We start from the raw sequence: 25,069 nt of genomic DNA, 5'->3' as shown, positions 1-25,069 counted from the left end.
AAAAGCGGCCGAAGCCGCTTTAGTTTGGTAACAACCTTTACGATAACGCGCCGGTTAATTCAACACATTGTTATCGTTTTTGACACTATCCAAGCTGGCGTCTCCACCAAAATCAACCGCTTGACGGATCATTTCAGCGTGCACAGCTTGCTCTGCAAGCTCCGTCGTTTGTGGGAAGATAAAGGTGCTATGGCTAGCGTTATTACCGGCAAAATCAACAAAGTTCTGGCCACCTTGTGCATCGTGTGAGCTGGCATTGATGGTTGGTAGGCCAAGTTTCGAGGCTAATGGCTCAGAGCCGGCAAAATTATCCACAATGCCCGGAACCGTGTAAGCAACGTCGTTCGGGACCGTATCATCACCATCAACTTGCAGCATATAAATCGGCGTGGTGCTGCCAGTAATATAGCTTGCATTCGTATAGGGATCGACGGTATCGAGCAAGGTTTGGGCTGCATAGCTAAATTGCTGAATCACACCCTGAACCTGAGCATTTGCACTTGCTGAGCCATTTGCCTCAAAGGTCTTGTAGCAGGTCACATTGTTTTCTGCGCTATTATCGAGCGTACAATTGTCGCCGGCAAAGGTCTGGTAAGCGGCACTGCCTTTAAAAGCGACACTGTGCTTAATCAAAGGACCAAACGAGTCTGACCCGAGCAACAAGTTAGCAATTTGCCCTCCAGAATTCGCTACGCTTAGCGCAGAGAAATCATAGTAAGGGCCAACTCCTGTTACCGCGTTATCACGGTTAGACGCCGCAAACGCAGTGGTGCCAACAATACCGCCCAGCGAATGGCCTAATAAACGTGGCGCCGAGGTCGCGAAAGGCGATATCGCTGCTAATGGCGTCTCTGCGAATCCACCCGCCAATTGGGTACGGGTTAAACCAGCGCGCACGCCCATCACATCCAACTCACTTTGGCGCACATTGTCACGCGCCACGGCTAGGTTATTGAGGTTCAAGTACGCTGTCACATCCACGTTGGCAGAGCGCTTCGCATCTAAGCTACGCTCGCCATGAAGCGGCAAATCAATCGCCATAATGGCTTGATTGGCATCAGCAAAGTTAGGCGCAAAGAAGTAAGCATTTTCTTTTGCCGAGGTAATCCCATGCTGATAAACCGTTAGTTGGGCTGTGTTATCAACCGTCGCTGGCGTAAACAGCAAGAAAGGTACCTCTTGTACCGATTTAATCTGCGGTACAGGGCTATAACGGGTAATAATGCGCTCAGGGTCTAATTGACTGCCATCAGCTTTGGTCAGCGTCACGCCGGCCAGCTTGAAAAGCTCGTTGACGATCTGTGATTTATCGTTACCCGTTAATACAGCAACGTCGACACCCGCGCCTGTCAACTGAGCGGTGATGGTCGCCTGCTGCTCAGGGTCTTGCAGCGCATTCAGTACCTTGACCAAGCTAGGGGTGGCTGACTCAAACGGCTGACTATTCCAGTTGCTATCCGTTTCCAGATAGTAAGGTAGCTTGATGGTACCTTTGCTCACATTAACATTGACGCCGTTGAACGCTGCCTTGAGCGTGGTCTTAATATTATTGGCATCATTGGGATCGAAGTACTGGGTAAACTGGGCATCGGCGTCCAATGCCGTGTCATAGTCCTGAGTGCTGGTAATGTCGATGGTGTAGGCATCCGATAAATCGGCATTATTGGGGTTGGCGCCCGCTTTCCATATTGCAGCTAGGCTTCCAGCATCAAACCCAGCCGCCGTCGCTAGCTTGGTGTAGTTTAAGCTGTCACCTACCGATTGGGTGGAAAACCAGGTGGAGTAGACGATTTTGGTCGGATCAACACCTTCTGCGCCAGCGACCAATTTTTCAACTCCCTGAATCACCGCTTCTGGTGCTTCAAGTAGTGAGTCCTCATAAGTGACAGTCTGGGATTTTAATCCCGCATAGCTCGATGGCATGCCAATCGGATCGCCGTTTACGTCCTGAATATCATCGGTTAGAGCAATAATGTATTCACTGCTGGCGTTGAGATCCTTAACAGGCAACACCGTCAGTGTGTCACTGGCCGCATCGCTTAATACGTTAAAGTCGGAACCTTGTTGGAGCACGGCTTTAACGTTAGGTATTCCCGTCATTGAGTCGGTCAGTTCAATGAGATAAACCCCATTAGCCACAGGCCCTGAATTAAGGCCTGCGCCACGGAAATTAAAGACCAAAGGCATCGAGGTTGACCAACCGTCCATAGTATTCATAGCAGCCTTGGGGTTGGTAAGCGCATTGTCACCTTCCGTGGGTATTTTTAGCGTGCCATCTTCACTGTCCATCAGCAAAAAGGTAGGAACAGGCACTGCTGCATTGGCACCTTGCAAGGTAAAGTCAACCGAAGTGGGTCGATCAATGGCGGTTTGAATATAACTCTCAAATTGAGGTGTGTTGGTATCACTGGCATTTTCGTCGCCACACCCAGCCAAGATGATCGCGGTTGCCAAGACTGACAATTTTAATTGTGTTTTAAGCATCATGATATCCCGGTTAGAACTGGTAATTAAGCTGAACAGAGCTGATGTAAGCGGTTCCGTTAGAATCAAACTCGAGGTTTTGTTTCAGCGCATTTTTTTCTGTGAATGAGCCGTCACGGCTACGTACGATGGCAAAGCCAGCATCAATGCTGAGATCGTTATCGTATTGGTAGGTCAAACCTGTGGCATACCAATAACGGTCAGCGTCTGGGATACTCAGCGTGGCTTCACCGGCTTGTTCGTCATAGGCAAAGCCAAGGCGGCCCGTCCAGTGTTGATTAAACTGATACGTCGAACCGATTGACCAACGATCGTTGTCTTTATACGACTCGTCTTTAACAAAACACACCTTATTGTCGGTACATTCATCAGAGGTGGCGCGCAGCTCGGTAAAGCTGCTCCAATTGGTGTGTTGATAGCTATAGTGGACGGCAAACGCGTCGGTCAGTTGGTGAAAGCCTGATACTTCCCAGTAAGACGGCAAAGATAGCTCGAGGCGTCCTTTAACCGACGCCGAGGTCGCGCGGCCACTGTCGTAACTATCAAAGGTGCCATCATCAAAATCGAGGTCCACCTTAGAGCGATAGCCAACACCAAAACGGTGATTCTCATTGATTTCGTACAACGCACCAAGATTCCAACCATACCCAAAGGTTTCACCCTCTAGACCAATCAATTTATCGGATGGATTATTGCTGGTAACGCTGTTCTTATTGTTCAAATAAGGCGCAAGCGCCCCCTTATGGCGGGTTAACTTTGCTTTGGCATAGGTGAGGTTGACGCCCGCGCCGAGGCTTAATTCAGGGGTGACTTGATACGCAATCGCCGGATTTAAGTTGGTTGAGAGCAGATCGGTGTCGCCGGCCAAGTCGCCTGCTTGAATATCGTCAGGGTAATCCGTCGCGATACCATAGGTGGTGAATAGACCAATCCCCCACGTCCATTTACCCTCTTGCGGGCTAACATAGAAGCCTGCAGGGACGACCTTCATCGGCGCCACATCTTTGGCATATTCATTGTTGGTGCGATCTTTTACATCAACATCGGGATCAATCAGGGTCAACGCACCGGATAATTGGGCGCGGTCAAATCGCATCATGGCTGCGGGGTTACGTGCCAATACCGCGGCATTATCAGCCACCGCGGCGTCGCCTGCAAAAGCGCGCCCTAGCCCAGACGCTGATTGCTCGGATACTTGAAACCCAGCACCGTAGGCTTGGGTTGCTGCAAATACGCTGAGCGCAATGAGAGAATACTGCTTCTTGTTCACTAGTCAGACCTCCGAGGTCTTGTTTTAATATTGAGTTACAGATGTTAATTATTGGTAAACACCATGTCAAATCAGTCGATTACAACAAGATGTTAAAGAGGGCGAATTATAGAGGGCCGATATGTGAGATAAAGGAGAACTTAATTGGTAAGACCAGTTAAGCGGAAAAAGCGGCTATTTTGCAGGCAAAATCGCGAAAACCCGCAGTTATTGTCGGTATTTTTATCAAAGCGTTAGGCGTACACTGATACGGTAGATTATGCTTTTTTGCTATGACTTAACAAGGAGTCACCATGATTGAGCAAGGACAACCGTTACCCACTTCCACACTCAGCGAACTCACTGCTGAAGGAATGCAAACCCACGATATTCCTGACCTTTTCGCCAACAAGAAGGTTGTACTTTTCGCGGTGCCGGGTGCCTTTACCCCAACCTGTTCAGAGTCGCACTTACCGGGCTTTGTGGTGAAGGCGGATGAGATTAAAGCAAAAGGCGTCGATATGATTGCATGCGTCTCCGTCAACGATGCCTTTGTGATGCAGGCGTGGGGCGAAGCACAAAACGCCAATCAGATTCATATGCTGGCCGACGGTGATGGCAGCTTTACCCAAGCGCTAGGCCTGGAAATGGACTCAGGGAAGTTTGGGGGTATTCGCTCACAGCGCTATGCGATGGTGATTGACAATGGCATCGTCACGCATTTGAACCTTGAAGCGCCAAAAAGCTTTGACGTCTCCAGTGCCGAGGCGGTTCTCGCCCTGCTATAGCAGTTAAGTAGCGGTGGCGCTTTCTCGCCACCGCTTGATGATTTACACTGACTTTTCAGTGACTTTACGACGAAGCACATACTTTTGCACTTTGCCCGTCGATGTTTTCGGGAGCGCGGTAAAGATCACTTTTTTTGGCGCCTTGAAGTGCGCCATTTGTTCTCGACAAAAAGCAATAATATCGGCTTCGGTGACGGCGGATGCTTCGGTCGTTTTAACAAACGCACAGGGGACCTCACCCCATTTTTCATCGGGCATCGCAATCACCGCCACTTCTTCAATATCAGGGTGACGGTACAGGACATCTTCCACTTCGATACTGGAAATGTTCTCCCCGCCACTAATGATAATGTCTTTGAGTCTGTCCTTGATTTCGATGTAATTATCGGCATGCCATACCGCTAAGTCGCCAGTGCGAAACCAGCCGTTACTCATGGCATCTTCCGTCGCGCTCGGATTCTTTAGGTAGCCTTTCATCACAATATTACCGCGAACAAAAATCTCACCTAGCGTGCCACCATCTTTTGCCACTGGTTTAAACGTCACCGGATCGGCAACCATCAGTCCACCTTGCATTGGGGCCCGAACACCTTGGCGTGCTTTCATGCGTGCTTTTTCTTGTTGCGAGAGTTGATCCCAGTGGTGTTGCCAGTCACACACCACACAAGGGCCGTAAGTTTCAGTGAGGCCATAAACGTGGGTCACTTCAATCCCCATCGCTTCCATCCCTTCAATCACAGAAGCTGGTGGTGCCGCCCCTGCGGTCATCGCTTTAACTGTATGATGAATCTCAGCTTTTAGCGCAGGATCTGCATTATTCATCATGTTCAGCACAATCGGCGCACCACAAAAATGGGTTACTTTGTGGGTTTTTATCGCATCAAAGATAGGCTCTGCCCTGACATGTCGTAGACTAACACTCACCCCCGCCGTTGCAGCCACCGTCCATGGGAAACACCAACCATTACAGTGGAACATGGGTAGCGTCCAAAGATAAACAGGATGCGCACCCATATTCCAAGATAATACATTACTCACCGCATTCAGATGGGCGCCGCGATGGTGATACACTACCCCTTTGGGATTGCCGGTTGTGCCTGAGGTGTAATTAAGTGAAATGGCCTGCCATTCATCGTCTGGCAATGCGTACTGATAATCACCATCACCTTGAGCTAAAAAGGTTTCGTACGTAGTCTCACTGATACATTCGCCATGTGGATAGAGCGGATCATCAATCGCAATCACCAGTGGACGGTGTTTGATCATTTTTAACGCCCGTTTTGCGACGGCTGTCATCTCTTTGTCGACGATAAAGACTTTGCTTTCTGCATGTTCGAGGATAAACGCGACGGTTTCCGCTTCCAGCCGGGTATTAATGGTATTGAGTACGCCACCTGTCATCGGCACGCTAAAATGCAACTCAAACACTTCGGGCAGATTGGGGGCCATCACCGATACCGTATCACCTAGCCCGATGCCGGCTTGACGTAATGCCGAGGCAAATTGACGGCATCGCTGATCCACTTGCTGCCAACTCCAACATAGATGACCATGAACGCTAGCCGGATAATCTGGATAGACGCTAGCGGCTCGCTCGAGGAAAGAAAGTGGACTCAGTGTTTGATAGTTGGCTGGACTTTTGTCCAAGCCAAGCTCATAGATGTTACTGGCTGACATAACGCGCTCCTTGCTGACTTTGTCTAGATAACTAGATCAACCTAGCATGTCATCAAGCTTGCGCTATTCAACTTAAGTCTATATGGCGGCGATAACGCAAAAAAGGCCCAGCAATGCTGAGCCTCGGTAATTAATGATACGTGAAGTTAGAAGTGTAATGACACGCCGAGGACGACTTTGCGCTCTTCGCCCAACGTGGTTTTATTTTGTGCACCACCAGCGAGATAGCTTTCGTTGAAGAGGTTTTCAACATTCACACTCAGTTTCAAATCCGTTTGTTCACCGGCTTTAATGGTATGGCCCACACCTGCATTCACGGTGGTGTAACCTGGCTTATGATAGGTATTTTTCATATCGCCATAACGATCACCGACATAACGCGCACCTACGTTCACATAGGTTTGGTTATCAACATCATAGCGAGACCAAATGCTGGCGCCCCACTCTGGCGTATCGGCAGGCTGTTTGCCATCGTTCGCAGGATTGAACGGGTCTTCGATGCGTGCATCTAAATACGTCGCTGAGCTATGCACTGACCAACTGTCAGTCACTTGACCGGCAAGGCTGACCTCAACCCCTTTATGCGTTTGTTTACCTAATTGTGTGGTGCGTGAAGTGAGACTGCCTTGTCCGGTGATTGCCTCTTTGACCACTTTATTTTCTTGTTCAATTTGGAACAAGGCGGCACTGAATAACGCTTGGTCGTTCAATAACGATTGTTTATAGCCAAACTCGTAAAGCTTACCCTTCACCGGCTTTAGCGCCATGCCGTCATTAATATCGGTATCACTATCAACCGGGTTTTTCGGTTCAAAGCTCTCAGAATAAGTCACGTACAGGGTTTGTTCCGGTGACGGATGATACATTACCGCGGCTTTAGGCAACACGTTATAATACGTATCCGTCTCGTTATCCTCGCGATCGTAGCGAAGCCCTGCAAGCAGCTGCCATTGTGGATTCAATGTCATTAAGTCTTGCGCATAAAAGCCAATGGAATCAGTAGGCTCAGGATCACGCGGAGTTGCTGTGCCATAATGAATATCCGGCTCCGGATACGCACCACCAATCACGGCGGTTTGGTTTTTCTTCATTACACGCTGACCGACATAGTCATTACGCAGCGCATTGGCGCCAATCAGCACCTGGTGATCGATATTCCCGAACTGAAATGCACCGGTCACATCAAGATAAGCCGTATCCAGTACCCAATTGTCGTGACGGTCCATGGCAAAGTATTTGAACGATTGGGTATTCGCGTCGTACGTTTCGCGCTGTCCGAATCCTTCATGGTAATGACGTTTGTAGTCTTGGCGATTGTAGCCTGATTTGACTTTCCAATCCGGCGTTAATTGGCTGACAATATCGACTCCGTAGTTCTCGACATCAATGTCCATGAACGACCAAGGCGCTTCCCAGATAAATTGGCTGCCCAGTTGCGGTTTACCATTGATGATGTTGGCACCGTTATCGCTATTACTGTCATCAATCACACGATCATAATGAAGAGAAAGCTGGGTATCGGGCGTGATGTCGTAATCTAGCATCAAGCCTGCAATTTGGCGGTCGAGCTCAGGTTCACTGCCATCCAAATAGCGACGTGATGAGCCCTCGCTTTGTTTCGATAGTACCATCCGACCGCGTAAGGTGCCGCTCTGGTTGAGAGAACCCGACGCATCGGCGACGGTGTGTTGATAATCGTTAGTACCGACTTTCTGACTGATTGACGCTTGGAACGCAGCTGTTGGTCGTTTGGTGACCATATTCACCAGGCCGCCCGGTGCGGACTTGCCATAGAGCAAACCTGCTGGCCCTTTTAATACCTCAACGCGTTCCATCAGCTCAACAGGATGTCGATAATAAGACCATTGCTGCTGGCCATTACGCAGGTAGCCTGTTCCGGTATCAAGTTCAAAACCACGTAGCATGAAAATCTCACGATTGCGGTCCGTACCCCCTACACCAATGCTGGCGTCATTTACCAACACATCTCCTAGTGTCGTGGCGTTTTGCTCTTGAATCAGCGTTTGATCCATCACAGCCACTTGGCCCGCTGTTTCTAGTTGGCTGACATCCATTCGCATCGCCGTTTCGTTGCTATTAGCCTTAAAACGTGCCTGATGGCCTTCAACCACATAGACTTCATCAACGGGTTCTGTCGGGTTGGTTGCGGCTGTACTGTTAAGGGGTGACAGCGCGACAGCCACAAAAACGGCAAGGGGGTGTTTCTTCAACATGAGACTTCCTGTAGCTAACGATTATTTGAACGCATTGGAACATAAACGATAACCGGTCTCATTTCTATTTGTTTTCACCCATACGCAACTGTTTGCGCTTTTTTTCGTCAACATTGTACAAGTTATGTTACAAAGCTTTGAGGTTTCATAAACTTACTGATGATCTACCGTTTGATACCTTCGGCCTATACCTTGTAGCCAGCGAGCGAGATCTTGCGTGGCTATGACCCAAGTTTGATCATGACAAAAAGGCTGGCATTCCACCGCTTGGACGTGCCATATCGCATTCGCGATCACCAAACTCACGCGATGCTCAGGATCATTCATCACATCAAATACCGATACGGCACCTGATTGCGCCTGTAAATAGGTGTCGAGTTGCTGCGACGAGGCAAACGATAAGCGAGACGTGCCCAAGGCTTCACTCAATCCGACTAAATTAACGGTGGCTTTGCCCGGTAACACGACCAAGAAAAACTGTTTTCCCTTTCTGTCTTTCAACAGTAAGTTCTTGGTCGGGTTTGCATCAGTATGCAAACCGAGCGCGTCTGCTTGTTCACACGTATAGACAGGCTGATGGCGGTATATTTTTACTGAAATACCGTGCGCTTTGAGGCTTTGAAGCAGCGCCGTCTGTTGACCTGAAAGTGGTGGCGTCCCTGTCATGCTGTTCCTTATTAGTTAGCTTATTCGTCTCCATCCGAGCCTAAGGGCACAGACTGTTAGGTTTATAGTACGCCCAGCGCGCCCATATTCACTATTAGGCTTTCTTATGTGACTTAAGAATAATTAAATACACTTATTCAGAATAAAAATGTAACTTTATCGCAACGTTAATCACAAGGAGAGAAACATGGTACTCAAGGTGAGTTTTCACTCGGGTCGTCAAGTGACCTATCATCGATATGCTAAAAAGCTACACACTCACTTAGCAACGACCAAGCTGTCCACACGCTGGGCCAAGCGCCCTCTACCCTCTGTGCGTAGCACACGATAACGCATTACTCTGACGTTGGTTGCGGCTGGGGCTGCGAGGTAACTGACTGAAAATACTGTGCACGGAGCGCTTGTAACTCACCACGTTGAGCCGCACTGTCCAAATACTCGTCAATCTGCGCCACTAAGTCATTCGCTTGTGGCGCATATCGGCTCACTTGAGCATGAAATGCTTTCGGGTTGGGCAGCGCGATGTAAGCGAGATCGCGTGAAAACTGATAGAGCCCGAGCCGTATTCCCCCTAAAACGGGCTCGATTTCACTGGCAAGAAAGCGACAACGCCCCGCCTCTAACATCCGCAAGGCTTGCTGCAAAGTATTGGCTTCAAACCTCGGTCGGGGGTTGTCGCCAAATGCGGCATAGTTATAGCCGTTCACACCACAAACCGATTGTGTCGCCGATAAATTCGGTTGTGCTTGTGTGTCAGGTGCGCCCACGTACAGATAACCCAAGGATATCGAATAAAGTGGCTGCGTAAAGCGACTATATTGCGCTCGCTCGGGTTTGTAACTCGCATCCCAAGTAAGATCACAACGGCCGGACTCACGCGCCAGTTCATGTTGCACGCGTGCCCAAGGCATAAAGACCAGCTGATAGGCAATGTCGTTACGCTCTAATGCGGTGAGCACCAAATCTGTCGCATAACCTGTCAAGGTGTCCGCTTTTTGCTGGCGCGTTTCTCCCTGCCAATAGGTGTATGGCGGCCAAGGGCTACCGTCACCCACACAAACCTTGAGTGGCTGTGAGGTCGATGGTGCGGCCCATAGTTGAAAGGAGAAAAGAGTTAGCCAAATCGCAATACACGCTTGTGTCCAATGGGTCATCCAACCACTCACTATGTTGACTCACTACGCTGTCTATAAGACTAGCATGCCATCTCTATCGACATGCTCAAGCGCTTTGCTATTTATTCGGACGTTGCGGTTAACGACAACGAAAGCGTGAGAACCGCATCTCGGCTGCGCCCTGTCTCCACAAACCCCAGCGCTTGATATAATGAAACGGCGGGATTTTCTGCAAAAACACGCAAGGCTAAATGCGCATAGCCAGACGTTTGCGCATAAGCGATCGCCCAAGCGATTGCCTCGCGGCCGATCCCTTGCCGCTGTTTACTCGGCTCTATCTGTAAATCGCGGATAAAAAGTGTTTCACCGTCTGCCTTCAAGCGAATCACACCACAACGCTTTCGCTCATGGCGAATTTCATAATTATCAAAAACTCGCCAACTTTCCATAAACCGCTGAGGGTTCCAAGCGATTTTCCTCGCTTCATAGTAAGGGGCCATGTTCTCTTGGGTCAGCTTTTGGCTGTAATTAGCATCCGTTGTCGGACCAATCGCAACATCCATGTCGTTCTCCTTTCATTCACGCTTTGCTAAACGTGCCTTGACGGCACTTACACCTTGCCAATCTTCTAACTCTTGTTCGGGGTGCTCGGATCGAAATTGCTGATACAGTGCAATGCCCTGCGGATCTTCCAGCACATCAACCGTCACCCCTTTCGCTTGTAGCATCGTCTCGTTACCGCTAGCACTGGTGACATCCCCCACCACCACGCGAGAAAAACCGCGCATGGTGATCAGTGCCGCGCACACATCGCATGGGCTTAAACTGGTAAACAAGGTTGTTTGGCTAAAATCAATTCGTCCAGCATCGCGTATCGCCGCCGTTTCACCGTGATTATAGGGATGATTTTCTTGTACCAAGGTATTGTGCCCTTTACCGACGATTTGACGTGTCTCATTGTCAACAATCACCGCACCGATGGGGCACCCTCCTTCATCAGCGCTTTTTTGGGCCAACAACACCGCGATGCGCATCAAATCCGCATCGGTCAGTTTTTGGCTAAAGCTGTTATCCAGCAGCACCGGCAAACTGCGCGTTGGCATATGCGCCACGGCACGCAGCGCCGCTTCCGTTACCGTGCTATTTGCATTGAGTAGCATCGACGTTCTCCTTATTCGGCTTCGCTGATGACACTGACCTGAGCTAATCCACAAGATCATCAATTTACCACCAATGACTGAACCAAACAGTGATAAGGTTTGTATTGGTCAGTTCGATATTTGTTATTGGTTAAATCAACCTTTTGCGCCTTCGTCTGTACTAAAAAGCCAAGGGTGGTGACAGCAATTCTGTTCAGGGATTTTTATGATAAAACGTTTGATTATTATGTTAGTCGCATGTGGGCTCGTTTTTGGGGGAATTTTTGCTTACAAAGCAGTAGGCAATCATTTTATGAACCAATTCTTTGACAACATGCCTGCCCCTACGGTCACCGTGACGGCCACGACAGTCTCAACGCACCCTTGGCGTGAACAACAAACCACCATTGGTAGTTTTGCGGCCATTAATGACACCCAGCTAACTACCGAGGCAAGCGGCATCGTCAACAATATCTTGTTCGACAACGCGACATCGGTGAAAAAGGGACAATTACTGATCACCTTGGATGCCAGTGTTGATGAAGCAGAGCTTCGTCGGCTCGAGTCCGTCGCAGAGCTTGCCCAACTTGAGTTGAGGCGCTATCAACGGCTGTTTAAAGACAAAAATATTTCTGAATCCGAACTAAAGCGCAAAGAAAGTGAAGCCAAGCAAGCGATTGCCGCCGTCGACAGCCAAAAAGCGCGCATCGAGCAAAAGGCATTAACCGCGCCTTTCGATGGCATCATTGGTATCCGAGAAGTCAGTCTTGGCCAACTCATTGCGCCGGGGACAGCCGTTGCGACACTCACGTCAGTGACCCCCATCCACCTCAACTTTACCTTACCCGAGCAGCAGCTCAGCACGCTGAAAAATGGCCAAACCGTTTCTGCCACGATTAGCGCACAGCCCGACGAGGTCTTTACCGGCAAAGTGACTGCAATTTCGCCGGTTGTCACGCCCTCGAGTCGCAGTGTCGACATTCAAGCCACCTTTGACAACCCAGATGCCATTTTACGGTCAGGCATGTTCGCACGCGTGAGTCTTGATCAAGGTGAAGAAACGCAAAATGTCTTGCTGGCACCACAAAGCGCGATTCAATTTAATCCGTATGGCAACGCAGTCTTCGTGATCCAAGCGCAAGATGATGCATTGACGGTCCAACAGCGCTTTGTGCAAACAGGCGCGCGACGCGGTGACATGATTGTGATTAAAGACGGCCTTCAACCCGGTGACCGTATTGTCACCTCCGGCCTCCTCAAGCTCCGTAACGGCAGCAACATCAAGATCAGTGACAACGAACGTGTTCAGCCAAGCGAAGATCTTGATCCCAACGTTGTGAATCAATAGGAGCGATTCGATGCGATTTACCGACGTCTTTATCAAGAAACCCGTATTGGCCTCCGTGGTGAGCCTATTCATTATCTTGCTCGGCTTACGCGCTATCACCGACATGAATGTGCGCCAATTCCCCGAGATTAAAAATGCGGTGGTGAGTGTCTCTACCACTTATATCGGTGCAGATGCTGACTTGATTCAAGGATTTATCACGACACCGCTAGAGCGTGAAATTGCTGCCTCTGAAGGGATTGATTACTTAGTCTCGACCTCAACCGCCGGTGTGAGCACCATTGAGGCCTACTTGCGTCTCGATTACGATCCGAATGAAGCACTCACGCAAATTGCCGCACAGGTGAATAAGGTGCGCTCTGAGCTGCCTGATGATGCCCGTGAGCCCGTCGTTACCCTGCAGGTGGGGGAAACAGTCGCGGCTATGTACCTCGCGTTCTACTCTGACGTCCTCACTGACAATCAAATTACCGATTACTTGGTCCGGGTGGTCGAGCCACAACTGTCGACGATTCCCGGTGTCCAGCGTGCTGATGTGTTAGGTGCCAGTAGCTTTGCGATGCGGATCTGGCTCGACTCGGTCAAAATGGCCGCTTACGATCTCACAGGCACGGATGTGATTGCCGCCCTGCGCAGCAATAATGTGCTTGCTACGCTGGGGCGCACCAAAGGCCAAGACGTGGCGATTGATTTGAACGCTGCCACCGACATTCATGACGTTAAACAATTTGAAGATCTGGTGATCAGCAGTGATGGCCAATCTGTTGTGCGTTTGAGTGATGTGGCGACCGTTGAGCTCGGCGCCGAAAGTTACCAAACGTCGGTGAACTTTAACGGGCTTGATGCCACCTTTATCGGCATCGAAGTCTCGCCAGATGCCAACGCGCTGGATGTGATTGAGGCGGTGAATCAGGTGTGGGATGCCGACATTACCACCCAATTGCCTCAAGGGTTATCGGCCTATATCGCCTATGATTCAACCGAATATATTGATAACGCCATTGATGAAGTGGTGATATCGATTATTCTCGCCCTAGCCATCGTGGTGTTTGTGATTTATGGCTTTTTGGGGTCGTTACGCTCAGTGATTATTCCTGCGGTCGCGATCCCCGTATCGCTTATCGGCACCTTCTTTTTGATGTGGCTGTTAGGGTTTTCCATCAACCTACTGACACTGCTTGCCATGGTGCTTGCAATCGGTGTGGTGGTCGATGATGCGATTATCATGCTTGAAAACGTGCACCGCCATATCGAAGAAGGCAAAAGCCGAACACAAGCTGCGCTTGAGGGCGCGCGCGAACTGGCGTGGCCGATTATCACCATGTCGACCACCTTGGTCGCGGTATTCCTGCCCATCGGCTTTGTTGGTGGCTTAACCGGGGTACTGTTTGTTGAATTTGCCTTTACCCTCGCCGCGTCGGTGATCTTATCCGGCGTGGTGGCGCTTACGCTCTCGCCCATGATGTGTGCCTATGTGCTCAAGCCCTATCAAGCGGACAAAGCGACCCAAGAGCGCTCCCTTGAGCACTGGCTGGATAAGCAGTTTGACCGACTGCATCATCGCTACCAACGCACACTCCATAGCTTGTTGAATACCAATGCGGTGATCCTCACGTTTGGCGCGATTGTTTTAGTGTCTTGCTATTTCTTGTTTATCACCAGTCCTTCTGAGCTTGAGCCCGCTGAAGACCAAGGGTTTGTGTTCTCCATCCTCGAAGCCGACAGCCAAACCACGCTGGATGCGTTGTCTGCCAGTACTGACGAATTAAACCGACTGATTGACGATGTACCAGAAATCGACAACGTCTTTATTATCAATGGCTCTGGCGGCACCAATAACGCAATCGCGGGTATTGTACTTGCGCCATGGGATGAGCGAGAGCGCAGTACCCAAGCCATCTTGGAAAACGAAATCCAACCCTTTATGGACAGCCAACCAAGCTTAAGTAGCTTTGCCTTGGTGCCCCCTTCACTGCCGTCTCCGGGCGGCGGCACGCCGGTTGAATTTATTATCGGTTCGACACAACCCTTTGAAGCGATTAATGAAGTGGCGAACAATATCGTGGGCAAAGCGATGCAAACGGGGCGCTTTATCTTTGTCGATACCGATCTGAGCATTAACCGCCCCAAACAAACGGTCAACATCGACCGTGAAAAGGCGGCTTTGATGGGCGTGAGCATGCAACAGCTTGCCGCGGATATGGGCTCATTGTTATCCGGGGCGGATGCGGGACGCTTTTCACTGGAAAACCGCTCTTACCGAGTGATCCCCCAAGTGGCGCGTAATGAACGTCTCACGCCAGAACAATTACGCCAGTTTTATACCCGCAACCAAGACGGTGAATTGGTTCAGCTATCAACGTTAGTGACCTTAGAAGAAAGTGTGCAGCCCCAAGCATTACGCGGTTTTCAGCAGCTGAATGCGGTGAAAATTTCCGGTGTGCCTCGCCCTGGCGTACCTTTGGGGGAAGCGCTGGGTGTACTCGAAGAGATTGCGGCGACAGAATTGCCAGCAGGCTTTAGTGTCGATTATGCCGGACAGTCACGCCAGTTTATGAGCGAGGGCCAGCAACTGGTCGTGACCTTCTTCTTTGCTTTGATTGTGATTTTCTTGATCTTAGCGGCGCAGTTTGAGTCGTTTAAAAACGCGATCATTATTTTGGTCACCGTGCCAATGAGTGTCTGTGGCGCGCTGATATTTATCAGCCTCGGGTTTACCACCTTGAACATATACACCCAAGTCGGCTTGCTCACCCTCGTCGGCCTGATTGCTAAACACGGGATACTGATCGTCGAGTTCGCCAATCAGCTCCAGCAAGAAGGACGGACCAAACGTGAGGCGATTGAAGAAGCGACCGCCATCCGTTTACGCCCCATCTTGATGACCACGGCGGCGACGGTGCTCGCCATGATCCCGCTCTTGATTGCCTCAGGAGCCGGCGCAGGCGCCCGTTTTGCCATGGGATTAGTGATTGCCAGTGGGATGACATTGGGCACCTTGTTCACCCTGTTCGTGGTGCCTGCCATGTATCTGTTCTTAGCCAAAACCATCACGCCAGCATCCACCGAGTTATCGCCAGCGCACACGCATCATAGCGATTAATCGAAAAATCGTACCCATTGGGGCCACTGAAACGTGGCCCCTTTTATATCGAAATCAGCCCTTTTATGTCTGATTACGCGCTAAGAGGACATGAAACGTGCGAGGACGAATTCCACCAACAACCGGACGCGCAAAGGCACCTGTTCGCGATCTCGATAGAGCAAAAATAGCGTGCGCGCTCGACTGCACCATTGCGGCAACACGCGCTGTAATTCGCCCTGCTCTATCAAAGGTAGCGCAGAATAATCAGGAATATAGCCGATACCAAATCCAGCCTGCACCGCATGGGTGAGCATTTGAATTTCATCCACTTCTGCACGTATGCCGGTGGTGGCTTGATAATCAAACGCCTCCCCCGTTTGATGGTGTGTAAGCTCCCAAACCGTCATCGGATGACAAATCACCACCGGCTGACCACCCAGATCATTGGGTGAGCGCACATTGTGATAGTCACTGTCAGGACTGGCACACAAAATGAAGTGAATATCGGTGAGCGGCCGTGCAATCCAATTTTCTACCACTGGATTCCCGACTCGAAACACCACATCCATGCCTTCCGCTTCAATATCTATCAAGCTATTAGAAAAGTTAAGATCCAGTTGAATCTCGGGGTACTCACGCATAAAGTCGAAAAAAACGCGGCGTAAAAACTGTTTACCGGCATTGATCGGTGCGCTAATACGAATTTTGCCTTGGGGGTGATGTTTCTCGCTCACCAAGTCATCATTGAGTGCCTGCAACTCATCGAACAATCCTGCGGCACGATCAAAGTAGCGATGACCAATTTGAGTCAGCGAGATACGATGTGCATCACGATTGAGTAAACGCAGAGCAAGATCTTGTTCAAGCTGGCGAATACGACGACTTAGGGTGGATTGCGGCATGGCAAGCTGCTGCGCCGCGGCTTTAAAGCTCCCTAGCTGCGCCACGGTACAAAAACAGCGCAAATCGTCTAACGAATAGTTAGGTTTCATATTTGGAATCTACCGTTCTGATATTGCCGGTTTATTCATATTTTGAAACTTATACACTAGCGCACATCACTCAACAAGTCAGGTCTTGCTATGACAACTACTGCTTCACTGTGGAAAGCCGTTGCCCTTCTCATTTTATGTGCCTTTTTTTGGGGCAGCACGTTCCCAATTGGTAAAGATGCGCTGAATGAAGTGAATGCGCTCACCTTGGTCTTTTGGCGCTTTGCCGTCGCCGCAATGTGTTTAGGCTTTTATCTCAAGCTCACCCGTACCCGCGTCCCCACACTCAGCGCTAAACAATGGCTGTGGGCAACCACCGTCAGCGCCGTGGGGATTGGCGGCCTGAACCTCTGTTTGTTCACTGGGCTCGAGTACACCCAAGCGACCAATGGGTCATTAATCATGGCGCTCAGCCCGTTGGTGACTTCACTTATCGCCTGTATCGCAATTCGCGCATTGCCACGTAAAGGGCAAGTTTTCAGCTTAGTGGTGAGTTTATCGGGCGTGCTTGTGGTGATCACCAATGGTCAATGGCAGATGCTCAGCCAATTAAACTTTAACCAAGGCGATCAGATGATTTTCACTGGCATGTTTGCATGGAGTGCATACACCTTCTTCAGCCAAGGCATTGGCCGCTGGATGCCAGTGATCCCCTACACGTTTTTGGGCATGCTGAGTGGCGCAACCGTCATTGGCATCATGTGTGCACTGACCCCAAAGGTTCATCCATTTGGCGAAGTCTGGGCTGCAAGTCCGCTGACCGTCTCCGAACTCCTGTATATCGGTGTGCTGGGTACCGTCGCTGGTTACTTACTCTGGCTCAACGGCGTGCGCCATCTAGGCTCTGCCAATGCAGCACTCTTTTTTAACTTTGTGCCTGTGTTCGCGGTACTCACCGCATTTTTGATGGGACAAGCCGTGAGCCAACTTCAGGTGGTGGGCATTGTCATTGTGATCGCAGGACTGTTGCTGCCACGCCTCCCTCACCCGCGACAGTGGCGCGTTGCTCGAACCGCAAGCGAGGCTAAATAAAGCAGTAGCCTTTCCCGTGCGCAGTTTGGAGCCTTTCGGCAGGGAAGCCCGCATCGGCCAATTTTTTTCTGATCCGGCTCAGGTGCATATCCAGACTGCGATCATCTGGCGCGAAGGTTTTCTTCAATACTTGGCGATACAGCAGCGGTTTACTGAGGGTTGTGTCTTTGTGCTGCGCAAGGAGCCACAGCAACTCAAATTGAAGCGGGGTCAATTTTACTGGCTGTTCGTTAACACGCACGCGGTGCGTATCCTTTTGCATCCAGAGATTATCGATTTGTAGCTGCCCGGACGTATCTCGCATCGCAGACGTTGCATGGCGACGGTGCATGGCGATCGCTGAGCGCGCTAGGCACTCTTCCAAATCAACGGGCGTCGATACTACATCATCAGCGCCCGCATTCAGCGCCGCGACACGGTCTGCCGCCGCTTGACTCGCCATTAACGCAATAAACGGGCATTGCTCACTGAGCCAGCGTAATGTGGTAGTTTGAGCGCCGCCTTCCGGCACCCAGCTGATAAGCTGAACCGTATCCCAATCCGGCATGGCATCGTCAGGCCCAATCACAGTGACATCACAGCCATACTCGCGTAGTTTCGCTTCGAGAATGGCGATAAATGACATATTTTCCGGACCACGCACGACGATGGCGGGTTTGGCGATCGAGAAATACTCCTCGTACATGGATACTGTCCTAGCTGAGTTTGATAGCGGCGAAAATGCAGGGCCGCCATGTCATCGATAGGCGACCTTGCAAGGGCAAAGCGATATTGTCTTATAGCTTCGGTATTTAAAGCAACTTAGAGTACGAAGTCATCTGGCGTTTGGGTTGACTCATCGTGCTCAAATGCTGCGAATTTCACCTAAACAACCCACGCCTTAACAGCAGAGACATCCGGGCGCAGGCTTAAAACCGGTCGACGCGATAAGGCTGCATATCGATCGGTGTGTCCTCACCATCCATCATTTGTCCGATAAGTTTTCCGGTGACGGGCCCCAAAGTAAAGCCTTGATGACCATGACCAAACGCGAGCCATAATCCTTTTTTGTTCGGCGTTGATCCGATGACAGGCTTCATATCCGGCATACACGGGCGCCCACCTTTCCAAGGTGCGGCATCCACGCGAGCGCCAAGTGGATAGAGCTCGCGCGCTACCTTTTCCGCTGCCGATAATTGCCGATCGTTCAAGGGAGCATCCAACGTTGTCAACTCAGCCCCTGTCGTTAATCGCACGCCCGCGCGCATCGGTGCAAGTAAATAGCCCACTTCAGCGTCCATAATCCAATGATTGAGCGGGGTGTTAGCGTCACCTTGATAGTGCATGTGATAACCACGTTTGGTGAACAAAGGTACCTCTATGCCTTGTTGGCGCAACCAGTACGATGACCACGGCCCCATCGCCATCACAACCTGATCCGCACGAAGGCGCACGTGATCTGTTTCGATGACCCACTGTCCGTCTTCCTGCTTAAGTGCTCGCAAATTGGCACGCTTTATCTCGCCGCCTTTGGCGATAACATCGTCGGCGTAGGCTTGCACTAAGGCTCCGGGATCGGTGACAGTCCAAGGTTGTTTCCAATGAATTGCCCCCGCTAGCGGCGCGGCTAAATGCGGCTCCAACGTAGCGAGCTGCGCTTTATTGAGCACCTCATACTCCACACCGTAACTGGCATAGTCAGACGCGGCACGCGAGCACTCTTCATCCAACGCTTTTTGGCTGCGGAATAACTTGAGGTAACCTTGCTTACGGATCAGTGAGGCCGCGCCCGCGGACGTGATCATTTCATCATGCGTATCGAGGCACTGCATGATCAATGCCGCATACTCGGGGACCAACTTTTTGTATTGGTTTTCACTCGAATGATGCCAATATTGCAGCAATGGATGCGCGGCACGCAGTACACTGGTGGGTCGATAACGAATATCGACAGCACGATTAGGTAACACACGCAGCAAGGTCGCAAGGTCGCGAGGAAAGGCATAGGGCCGAACAGCTTCGCGCTGAATAATGCCTGCGTTGCCGAACGACGTTTCTTGCCCAGGCGCCATTCTATCGACGACCGTCACATCGTAGTCTCGCTTCAAAAGATGCCAAGCAACAGACACACCGACCATGCCCGCTCCCAGTACCACCACATTTTTGGCCATTTTTTCACTCCCTGAACAAGATTCCCGGTAAAAAAACAAAAACGCCGAGGCACATTCGCTCGGCGTTATCAGGTAGAGATTAACGCTTAGACCGCGCGTTCAGTCGCTTCTCTATCTGACGTTTTTCCCACTTATCACCAAAGAGATCGACAATGCCCAGAGCACTGACACCGTGGCTGACCACTGCAATCCCCCATCCCATTGCAGCCCACCAAGCCCAGTAATAGCCGGGGCTAGTTTGCCAGTTGATAATAAACAGAATCGCCATCACGACCACATAGCGCGTCAAATGAGAATAAAACCCGCCGAGGGCACGGACGCGATTGGCAATCGCTCTTTCTTCTGGACTCATTGAAGTATCTGCCTGCATGTCTGTCTCCTTTTGCAAATCAGTAATGTCGATATCAAACACAGCAGCCAACGATTTCAGCGACTCCAATCCGGGTTTGTGGCCGCGCTCGATACGTTGAATCGTTCGAACACTTAACCCACTAAATTGTGCTAATTGGTCTTGCGACCACCCTTTTTGAACTCTGAGTGCTTTCACGTTCATCCTTGCTCCTTTGTGCTCTTCCCTATCGACACTATGCAAAATGGGGGCGACATTACCACGACAGCACCCCGACACCTTAACGACAGTTATTTAAAATTAATCGCTTACAAACAAAAACCACCCAATAGCCAATCTGCATATTTTACCCTTAGCAAAAGGTATCAATATACAAGGCTTCGACCTTATCGCGCGCCCACTGCGTTTTACGCAAAAATTTCAACGATGATTTCATCGAAGGATCGTTAGAAAAACAGTTCACATTGATGTGTTGGTAGAGGCCTGACCAACCATAGTGTTCAACCAAACGGGTCAAAATGGTTTGTAGGGTTAACCCGTGCAGCGGGTTATTAGGTTGTGTATCCATAAGGGTTCTCAGCAACTCGAGCACGCGCTCGTCAATAAAAGCGCTACTTTACGTGACGATATTGCAAAACGCGAATTTAACCACGGTAGCGCGCCAGCTTATAATCAAGGTTTAGCTTAATCGCCGGCCATTCGCTTTCGATAATCGAGAACACAACGGTATCACGGTATACGCCATTCACGATCTTGTGGTTACGCAACACACCATCTTGTTTAGCCCCTAAACGGGCAATGGCCGCACGCGATGCCTGATTCAACCAATGGGTGCGAAACTCAACGGCAATCACCCCCAAGCTTTCAAATGCATAAGCGAGTAATAACCGCTTACACTCGGTGTTTACCGACGAGCGGTGATAACGGCTGGCGTACCAAGTGTAACCAAGTTCCACGCGCTTATTGGCGGCATCCGCATTGGCCAATCGTGTTGACCCAATCACTCGCCCCGATTCTTTCTCAATCACGGCGAACGGCAATGCTTTATCTTTCGCCTTTTCGTCCAAGGCGCTAGCGATGTAGCCTTCCACCGATTCTGCGTTCGGGACCGAGGTATACCAAAGCTCCCAAAGCTTTCCATCGGTAGCGGCTTCAACTAATGCATCCGCGTGCGAGGCAGATAAAGGGACCAAGGAAACCATGTCACCGTGCAATATGATGTCATCTTGAGTAAAAAAGCGTTCCATTCTCATGGTTCATTCCTGATGGTTAGGCAAGTTGACGCGATATAACGGGTTAACGGGCTGATCAACAAAGTAAGCCCAAACATGATCATATACGGCATGCTGATTTGGATACGGCGCCAAGGCTTTTGCCTCATCAAGTGAGCACCAGCGAAACTCGGTGTGTTCCTCATTAAGCGTGATGGCTTGATTATCATCACACATCACCACAAATACAGGGATAAGCTCGATCACATTCACCGATGCTTCGTAAAACTGCTCCAAAAATTGCGCGTTATATAAATCAGCCACCGCAATCTGGGTTTCTTCGCTAAACTCACGGACGATGGCGTCCACTCCGGTCTCACCCGCTTCAATCGAGCCCGCAACATGGCACCAGAAGCCACCTTTCACTCGCTTCATCAGTAGCATTTTTGTCTCCCCGTCAATACGAGAGAGCGCTACGCCCGAGACCACGGTAGTATTCACAGGGATCATTATTTCTCCTTTGTTTAAAATGCCGCCACTTTGGCGTATACGACAGTGCTAGAAATCGCACCGCTCGGCAGGATACGGTCATTGGTAAGAATCGCCTCTTGGTGATACCCACAACGCTCGGCTACCGCGCGGCTGCGGGTGTTTTCGTAGGCGGTTTTGATTTCAACTCGCTTGGCATTAAGGCCATCAAACGCGTACTGCTCTAGCGTCCTCACCGCTTCGCTCATATAGCCAAGGCCTTCTTTGGAGCTCCGCAGCCAATAGCCTATTTCAAAATAAGGAATCGCGATATTACGGATGATTAAGCTGATCACACCCACCAGTTGCCCCGTCGACTTTTCAAAAATCGAGTAGCGTAGCTCATTAATAAACATGTCGAAGTCATCAATCGCTTGTTGGGTGTTTTCAATTGAGCTCGATTCGGTCAGCGCGTGCGGAAGCCAATCCATAAAAGGCGCAAGGGTGTGCTGACTTTCCAACACGGCTTCTAAAATGAAAGGCTGATGGGTCATATTGGGTGCCACCAGCAACAGACGATCGCTGTCCAATTGGTCTACGCGCGGGGAGTCATCCATTAATATCCACCCAGTACCGAGCCAATGATTCATTGAACACTTCACCATCGATGATGTTTTCTAACATGCCGCCATTGGCTTCAATCACTTTGCGCGATGCCATATTGTCCTCATTCGCGGTAATTAGAGCGCGAGTGATCCCCAGCTCTCTTGCCTTGGGCAGCGCTAAGGCTAACATTTGCTTGCCGCATCCGCGTCCACGATATGACGGCGCAATATCGTAACCAATGTGTCCGGCTTCTTGAGATAGAAATGGCGTATTAATGTGATGGCGGATCCGAATCGCGCCAATGATTTGTTGCTCAGCATCAAGCAGCCAAAAATGACTACACGACACATACCCTTTACGAAGGTTTTTACCCAATGACTCATCCGTTAATCGCGTCACGTAAGTAGGGAAATCGTCTTTCCCCGGCCGATAGTAATCGGCATTGTCGGGGTCAAACTGAGCAAAATCATCATAAAAACGTGTAAAGGCTGCTTGGTGATTGAGTGCGGGGGCGACTAATTCCATGTGCTTGTTCCAATTCTTGTCATAGAATAAGGCTATCTCATTGATATTGAGAAATAAACCCTTATTGGCCGCCTATCATCCGCCGCCTTAGCGCGCCCTGCTCGCCACACAGAAGTGATTGAATGGTTGATTGCCGCGCATCACTGCCAACGCATCACCGCATCAAACGTTTGACAATGTTGAACCGCTTGCTCCGCCTCTTGCAGATAAACTTGTTGGGCACTTGAGGTTGGATAGGTTAAATACTCGGAACATTTCGCGCTTTGACCGTTACCCACCACAATCTTGGCGCCCGGTTGCAAGGTGCACTGTACCAATTTATCGAGCGGCGACCATTGATAACAAATCTCATAATCTTGGCGATAATCCGCCACCAAGCCAGACGGTTGTGATAACGACCACCAGTGACCAAACTGACTATGCGGGTTGGTGCTATTCCACGCGCGATATACTGTCACCCCTTCAGTCGCCTGATATACCTTGCCTTGGCAAAGCTTCCCTTCCAATGGCTGACCCAACGACGACGCCAGTAACGCTGGATCGTCCACAGCGACAAACTTGTCTGCCCATGCGCTTGGCAACGCCGTACTACCGACACATTTTGCAGCGTCGGTCGTTTCATTATCAACGGGCGCACTGGTGCATGCTTGCAGTGTCACCATCAGTGCGCCAAGCAGTGCTTTTTTCATCATCCTTGCTCCCATTCGTGTCGTAATATGGCGTAAACCACCGTATCCCACCACCGTTCTTTAAAGAAACGATGCTGATGAAAATGGGCCTCTTGTCGCATGCCAAGTGAACGACAAAGCTTGGTTGCAGCAAGATTATCGTAAATAGTCTCAGCGTATAACCGATGCACACCCAGAGACTCAAAACCAAAGTCGGCCAGCGCGACAGCCGCCTCTCTCATTAGCCCCGCGCCTTGCGCCTCTACAGCTAGGCCGCACCCGATAGAAGCTTGATGGTTGTCCTCAAGCCTTAAACCGACGGTGCCTATACATTTTTCTGATTGCTTGCAGATAACCGCTAACTGATAAGCCACGCGTGGATTTGTGTTGGCTTGTTCGATAAAGCGCGCGTGTAAGTCTCGGTATGTCTCTGGCTGGCAGTCCGTTTCGCTATAAAAACGCTGGTACTTCTGGTGTTGCGTGAAGTGAACAAACGCCTCTTCATCGCTCGGCTGCATGTCACGCAGCACAAGTCGACGTGTTTCAATCATAAACATCCTTGTCTCTCTTGTTGTTTTAGTTCAGCGCCTTGACCATGGTAGTGGCGCCTGAAAAGCCGACTAACCATTTTAGGTGCGGAAAGCGCTCTTCTTTAGTGGCGACAAAGCCTCTAGCTTGATAAAGCTTGCGGGCTCTGGGGTTGCTATCAATGACACCTAATCGAACGCTTTCAAAGCCATGCGCTTGGGCATAATCCATAATGGCATCCAATAATTGGGAGCCAATCCCCTGACCACGTATCGCGCTATCAACAGCAATGCCATCCATCATCAATTCATTGTGTGCCGCTTTACGCTCAAACAGCGCCAATATCGCGCAGGCCCAAATGCCTTTGATGGGCCCCAAACTATCGATCAACTGTTTCGCGTCCATGCCCTGTGTCAGTGCGCCGGCTTGAGTTTGAAACCCAGCCAACCCCACCACCTTGCCGTTTTGCATAGCGGCAAACGAAAAGTCTGGGACAAAACACTGAGACAACACCGCCACGCGTGCTGCCTGATTAGGAATTGCCCGTGCGAACTTCATTCCAAACGCTTGCTCATATAACTCAGCGACGTGTTGTGCTTGCTCAAGCGGCCATCCTTGCCGGATCGCTATCTCCATTGGCTCCCCTCTGTCTTCCTCAATAAAAAACACCCACACATTTATCTTGACGTAAAGATTACTAGCACCTATCTTTACATCAAGATAAATAATTAGTCACAACTTAATCAGTTCAGCAT

General features: G+C 50.2%; 24 protein-coding genes. 4 read left to right on the top strand and 20 right to left on the bottom strand.

Features of this window, described 5'->3' with window-relative positions:
* Positions 1-54 precede the first annotated feature (54 nt).
* Complete coding sequence (locus N7E60_RS06495) at positions 55-2,484, bottom strand: VolA/Pla-1 family phospholipase (RefSeq protein ID WP_269598554.1); 2,430 nt, start codon at positions 2,482-2,484, stop codon at positions 55-57.
* 13 nt (positions 2,485-2,497) lie between these two features.
* Complete coding sequence (locus tag N7E60_RS06490) at positions 2,498-3,754, bottom strand: outer membrane protein transport protein (protein ID WP_069587564.1); 1,257 nt, start codon at positions 3,752-3,754, stop codon at positions 2,498-2,500.
* 293 nt (positions 3,755-4,047) lie between these two features.
* Between N7E60_RS06490 and N7E60_RS06485 the strand changes: the two genes are divergently transcribed.
* On the top strand, positions 4,048-4,521 hold the full coding sequence (locus N7E60_RS06485) for a peroxiredoxin (protein ID WP_269598436.1): 474 nt from the start codon (positions 4,048-4,050) through the stop codon (positions 4,519-4,521).
* A gap of 42 nt (positions 4,522-4,563) precedes the next feature.
* On the opposite strand, the gene N7E60_RS06480 is transcribed toward N7E60_RS06485, so the two are convergent.
* The 6 genes from N7E60_RS06480 to N7E60_RS06455 form a co-directional block, all read right to left on the bottom strand.
* Positions 4,564-6,198 carry an acyl-CoA synthetase gene (locus N7E60_RS06480; protein ID WP_269598435.1) on the bottom strand — a complete coding sequence of 545 codons (1,635 nt, stop codon included), beginning with the start codon at positions 6,196-6,198 and terminating at the stop codon, positions 4,564-4,566.
* Positions 6,199-6,344: 146 nt separating this feature from the next.
* Positions 6,345-8,432, bottom strand: a complete 2,088-nt coding sequence (locus tag N7E60_RS06475; protein ID WP_269598434.1) for a TonB-dependent siderophore receptor — start codon at positions 8,430-8,432, stop codon at positions 6,345-6,347.
* A gap of 153 nt (positions 8,433-8,585) precedes the next feature.
* A complete protein-coding gene (locus tag N7E60_RS06470) occupies positions 8,586-9,098 on the bottom strand; it encodes a YbaK/EbsC family protein (RefSeq protein WP_269598433.1) in 513 nt (170 codons plus the stop codon).
* A 335-nt stretch (positions 9,099-9,433) separates the two neighbouring features.
* Positions 9,434-10,252 carry a substrate-binding periplasmic protein gene (locus tag N7E60_RS06465; RefSeq protein ID WP_269598432.1) on the bottom strand — a complete coding sequence of 273 codons (819 nt, stop codon included), beginning with the start codon at positions 10,250-10,252 and terminating at the stop codon, positions 9,434-9,436.
* Between the two features lie 83 nt (positions 10,253-10,335).
* A complete protein-coding gene (locus N7E60_RS06460; protein ID WP_077457110.1) occupies positions 10,336-10,776 on the bottom strand; it encodes a GNAT family N-acetyltransferase in 441 nt (146 codons plus the stop codon).
* 12 nt (positions 10,777-10,788) lie between these two features.
* On the bottom strand, positions 10,789-11,373 hold the full coding sequence (locus N7E60_RS06455; protein WP_198532238.1) for a nucleoside deaminase: 585 nt from the start codon (positions 11,371-11,373) through the stop codon (positions 10,789-10,791).
* Positions 11,374-11,665: 292 nt separating this feature from the next.
* Here N7E60_RS06455 and N7E60_RS06450 point away from each other — a divergent pair, with 292 nt between their 5' ends.
* Together N7E60_RS06450 and N7E60_RS06445 are read left to right on the top strand one after the other, a co-directional pair.
* The gene (locus N7E60_RS06450; RefSeq protein ID WP_269598431.1) at positions 11,666-12,700 is read left to right on the top strand and encodes an efflux RND transporter periplasmic adaptor subunit; all 1,035 of its coding nucleotides are present in this window, start codon (positions 11,666-11,668) and stop codon (positions 12,698-12,700) included.
* A 10-nt stretch (positions 12,701-12,710) separates the two neighbouring features.
* Complete coding sequence (locus tag N7E60_RS06445) at positions 12,711-15,803, top strand: efflux RND transporter permease subunit (protein WP_269598430.1); 3,093 nt, start codon at positions 12,711-12,713, stop codon at positions 15,801-15,803.
* Positions 15,804-15,883: 80 nt separating this feature from the next.
* Here N7E60_RS06445 and N7E60_RS06440 read toward each other — a convergent pair whose 3' ends face one another.
* On the bottom strand, positions 15,884-16,777 hold the full coding sequence (locus N7E60_RS06440) for a LysR family transcriptional regulator (RefSeq protein WP_269598429.1): 894 nt from the start codon (positions 16,775-16,777) through the stop codon (positions 15,884-15,886).
* 90 nt (positions 16,778-16,867) lie between these two features.
* On the opposite strand from N7E60_RS06440, the gene N7E60_RS06435 reads away from it, so the two are divergent.
* Positions 16,868-17,809, top strand: coding sequence for a DMT family transporter (locus tag N7E60_RS06435; RefSeq protein ID WP_269598428.1), 942 nt, complete (start codon positions 16,868-16,870; stop codon positions 17,807-17,809).
* On the opposite strand, the gene N7E60_RS06430 is transcribed toward N7E60_RS06435, so the two are convergent.
* The 11 genes from N7E60_RS06430 to N7E60_RS06380 all read right to left on the bottom strand — a co-directional run bounded on the left by N7E60_RS06430 (position 17,802) and on the right by N7E60_RS06380 (position 24,950).
* Positions 17,802-18,494, bottom strand: a complete 693-nt coding sequence (locus tag N7E60_RS06430) for a response regulator transcription factor (RefSeq protein ID WP_269598427.1) — start codon at positions 18,492-18,494, stop codon at positions 17,802-17,804. The two genes, N7E60_RS06435 and N7E60_RS06430, sit on opposite strands and share 8 nt — an antisense overlap.
* Before the next feature lie 223 nt (positions 18,495-18,717).
* Positions 18,718-19,959: an NAD(P)/FAD-dependent oxidoreductase gene (locus N7E60_RS06425; protein WP_269598426.1), complete on the bottom strand. Its 1,242-nt coding sequence runs from the start codon at positions 19,957-19,959 to the stop codon at positions 18,718-18,720.
* Between the two features lie 79 nt (positions 19,960-20,038).
* Positions 20,039-20,512 carry a 2TM domain-containing protein gene (locus N7E60_RS06420; RefSeq protein ID WP_269598425.1) on the bottom strand — a complete coding sequence of 158 codons (474 nt, stop codon included), beginning with the start codon at positions 20,510-20,512 and terminating at the stop codon, positions 20,039-20,041.
* A gap of 148 nt (positions 20,513-20,660) precedes the next feature.
* A complete protein-coding gene (locus tag N7E60_RS06415; protein WP_046073336.1) occupies positions 20,661-20,876 on the bottom strand; it encodes a VF530 family protein in 216 nt (71 codons plus the stop codon).
* A 76-nt stretch (positions 20,877-20,952) separates the two neighbouring features.
* Positions 20,953-21,561: a GNAT family N-acetyltransferase gene (locus N7E60_RS06410; protein ID WP_269598424.1), complete on the bottom strand. Its 609-nt coding sequence runs from the start codon at positions 21,559-21,561 to the stop codon at positions 20,953-20,955.
* A 3-nt stretch (positions 21,562-21,564) separates the two neighbouring features.
* Positions 21,565-22,029, bottom strand: coding sequence for an NUDIX hydrolase (locus tag N7E60_RS06405; protein WP_269598423.1), 465 nt, complete (start codon positions 22,027-22,029; stop codon positions 21,565-21,567).
* 14 nt (positions 22,030-22,043) lie between these two features.
* Positions 22,044-22,637: a GNAT family N-acetyltransferase gene (locus N7E60_RS06400; protein WP_332301853.1), complete on the bottom strand. Its 594-nt coding sequence runs from the start codon at positions 22,635-22,637 to the stop codon at positions 22,044-22,046.
* Complete coding sequence (locus N7E60_RS06395; protein ID WP_269598422.1) at positions 22,597-23,118, bottom strand: GNAT family N-acetyltransferase; 522 nt, start codon at positions 23,116-23,118, stop codon at positions 22,597-22,599. Before N7E60_RS06395 ends, N7E60_RS06400 begins: the two co-directional genes overlap by 41 nt.
* Before the next feature lie 140 nt (positions 23,119-23,258).
* Complete coding sequence (locus N7E60_RS06390) at positions 23,259-23,807, bottom strand: hypothetical protein (protein ID WP_269598552.1); 549 nt, start codon at positions 23,805-23,807, stop codon at positions 23,259-23,261.
* Positions 23,807-24,343, bottom strand: coding sequence for a GNAT family N-acetyltransferase (locus N7E60_RS06385; protein WP_269598421.1), 537 nt, complete (start codon positions 24,341-24,343; stop codon positions 23,807-23,809). Before N7E60_RS06385 ends, N7E60_RS06390 begins: the two co-directional genes overlap by 1 nt.
* Before the next feature lie 19 nt (positions 24,344-24,362).
* On the bottom strand, positions 24,363-24,950 hold the full coding sequence (locus N7E60_RS06380) for a GNAT family N-acetyltransferase (RefSeq protein WP_269598420.1): 588 nt from the start codon (positions 24,948-24,950) through the stop codon (positions 24,363-24,365).
* Positions 24,951-25,069 lie beyond the last annotated feature (119 nt).

Origin of the sequence: Salinivibrio proteolyticus (genome assembly GCF_027286365.1) — a bacterium.
In the GTDB taxonomy this organism is placed as follows: Bacteria; Pseudomonadota; Gammaproteobacteria; order Enterobacterales; family Vibrionaceae; genus Salinivibrio; species Salinivibrio proteolyticus.
The sequence above is the reverse complement of the archived record's forward strand: the minus strand, read 5'-3'. Positions and strand labels throughout refer to the sequence as shown.

What these genes read in the sequence shown, in the direction of transcription:
- N7E60_RS06465 (WP_269598432.1), bottom strand. Translation starts at nt 10,252, where the DNA reads ATGACCCATTGGACACAAGCGTGTATTGCGATTTGGCTAACTCTTTTC.
- N7E60_RS06445 (WP_269598430.1), top strand. Translation starts at nt 12,711, where the DNA reads ATGCGATTTACCGACGTCTTTATCAAGAAACCCGTATTGGCCTCCGTG.
- N7E60_RS06395 (WP_269598422.1), bottom strand. Translation starts at nt 23,118, where the DNA reads ATGGAATTAGTCGCCCCCGCACTCAATCACCAAGCAGCCTTTACACGT.
- N7E60_RS06440 (WP_269598429.1), bottom strand. Translation starts at nt 16,777, where the DNA reads ATGAAACCTAACTATTCGTTAGACGATTTGCGCTGTTTTTGTACCGTG.
- N7E60_RS06480 (WP_269598435.1), bottom strand. Translation starts at nt 6,198, where the DNA reads ATGTCAGCCAGTAACATCTATGAGCTTGGCTTGGACAAAAGTCCAGCC.
- N7E60_RS06435 (WP_269598428.1), top strand. Translation starts at nt 16,868, where the DNA reads ATGACAACTACTGCTTCACTGTGGAAAGCCGTTGCCCTTCTCATTTTA.
- N7E60_RS06425 (WP_269598426.1), bottom strand. Translation starts at nt 19,959, where the DNA reads ATGGCCAAAAATGTGGTGGTACTGGGAGCGGGCATGGTCGGTGTGTCT.
- N7E60_RS06380 (WP_269598420.1), bottom strand. Translation starts at nt 24,950, where the DNA reads ATGGAGATAGCGATCCGGCAAGGATGGCCGCTTGAGCAAGCACAACAC.
- N7E60_RS06405 (WP_269598423.1), bottom strand. Translation starts at nt 22,029, where the DNA reads ATGATCCCTGTGAATACTACCGTGGTCTCGGGCGTAGCGCTCTCTCGT.
- N7E60_RS06485 (WP_269598436.1), top strand. Translation starts at nt 4,048, where the DNA reads ATGATTGAGCAAGGACAACCGTTACCCACTTCCACACTCAGCGAACTC.
- N7E60_RS06495 (WP_269598554.1), bottom strand. Translation starts at nt 2,484, where the DNA reads ATGCTTAAAACACAATTAAAATTGTCAGTCTTGGCAACCGCGATCATC.
- N7E60_RS06415 (WP_046073336.1), bottom strand. Translation starts at nt 20,876, where the DNA reads ATGGATACACAACCTAATAACCCGCTGCACGGGTTAACCCTACAAACC.
- N7E60_RS06475 (WP_269598434.1), bottom strand. Translation starts at nt 8,432, where the DNA reads ATGTTGAAGAAACACCCCCTTGCCGTTTTTGTGGCTGTCGCGCTGTCA.
- N7E60_RS06450 (WP_269598431.1), top strand. Translation starts at nt 11,666, where the DNA reads ATGAACCAATTCTTTGACAACATGCCTGCCCCTACGGTCACCGTGACG.
- N7E60_RS06400 (WP_332301853.1), bottom strand. Translation starts at nt 22,637, where the DNA reads ATGAATCATTGGCTCGGTACTGGGTGGATATTAATGGATGACTCCCCG.
- N7E60_RS06385 (WP_269598421.1), bottom strand. Translation starts at nt 24,343, where the DNA reads ATGTTTATGATTGAAACACGTCGACTTGTGCTGCGTGACATGCAGCCG.
- N7E60_RS06460 (WP_077457110.1), bottom strand. Translation starts at nt 10,776, where the DNA reads ATGGATGTTGCGATTGGTCCGACAACGGATGCTAATTACAGCCAAAAG.
- N7E60_RS06420 (WP_269598425.1), bottom strand. Translation starts at nt 20,512, where the DNA reads ATGAACGTGAAAGCACTCAGAGTTCAAAAAGGGTGGTCGCAAGACCAA.
- N7E60_RS06470 (WP_269598433.1), bottom strand. Translation starts at nt 9,098, where the DNA reads ATGACAGGGACGCCACCACTTTCAGGTCAACAGACGGCGCTGCTTCAA.
- N7E60_RS06430 (WP_269598427.1), bottom strand. Translation starts at nt 18,494, where the DNA reads ATGTACGAGGAGTATTTCTCGATCGCCAAACCCGCCATCGTCGTGCGT.
- N7E60_RS06390 (WP_269598552.1), bottom strand. Translation starts at nt 23,807, where the DNA reads ATGAAAAAAGCACTGCTTGGCGCACTGATGGTGACACTGCAAGCATGC.
- N7E60_RS06455 (WP_198532238.1), bottom strand. Translation starts at nt 11,373, where the DNA reads ATGCTACTCAATGCAAATAGCACGGTAACGGAAGCGGCGCTGCGTGCC.
- N7E60_RS06410 (WP_269598424.1), bottom strand. Translation starts at nt 21,561, where the DNA reads ATGAGAATGGAACGCTTTTTTACTCAAGATGACATCATATTGCACGGT.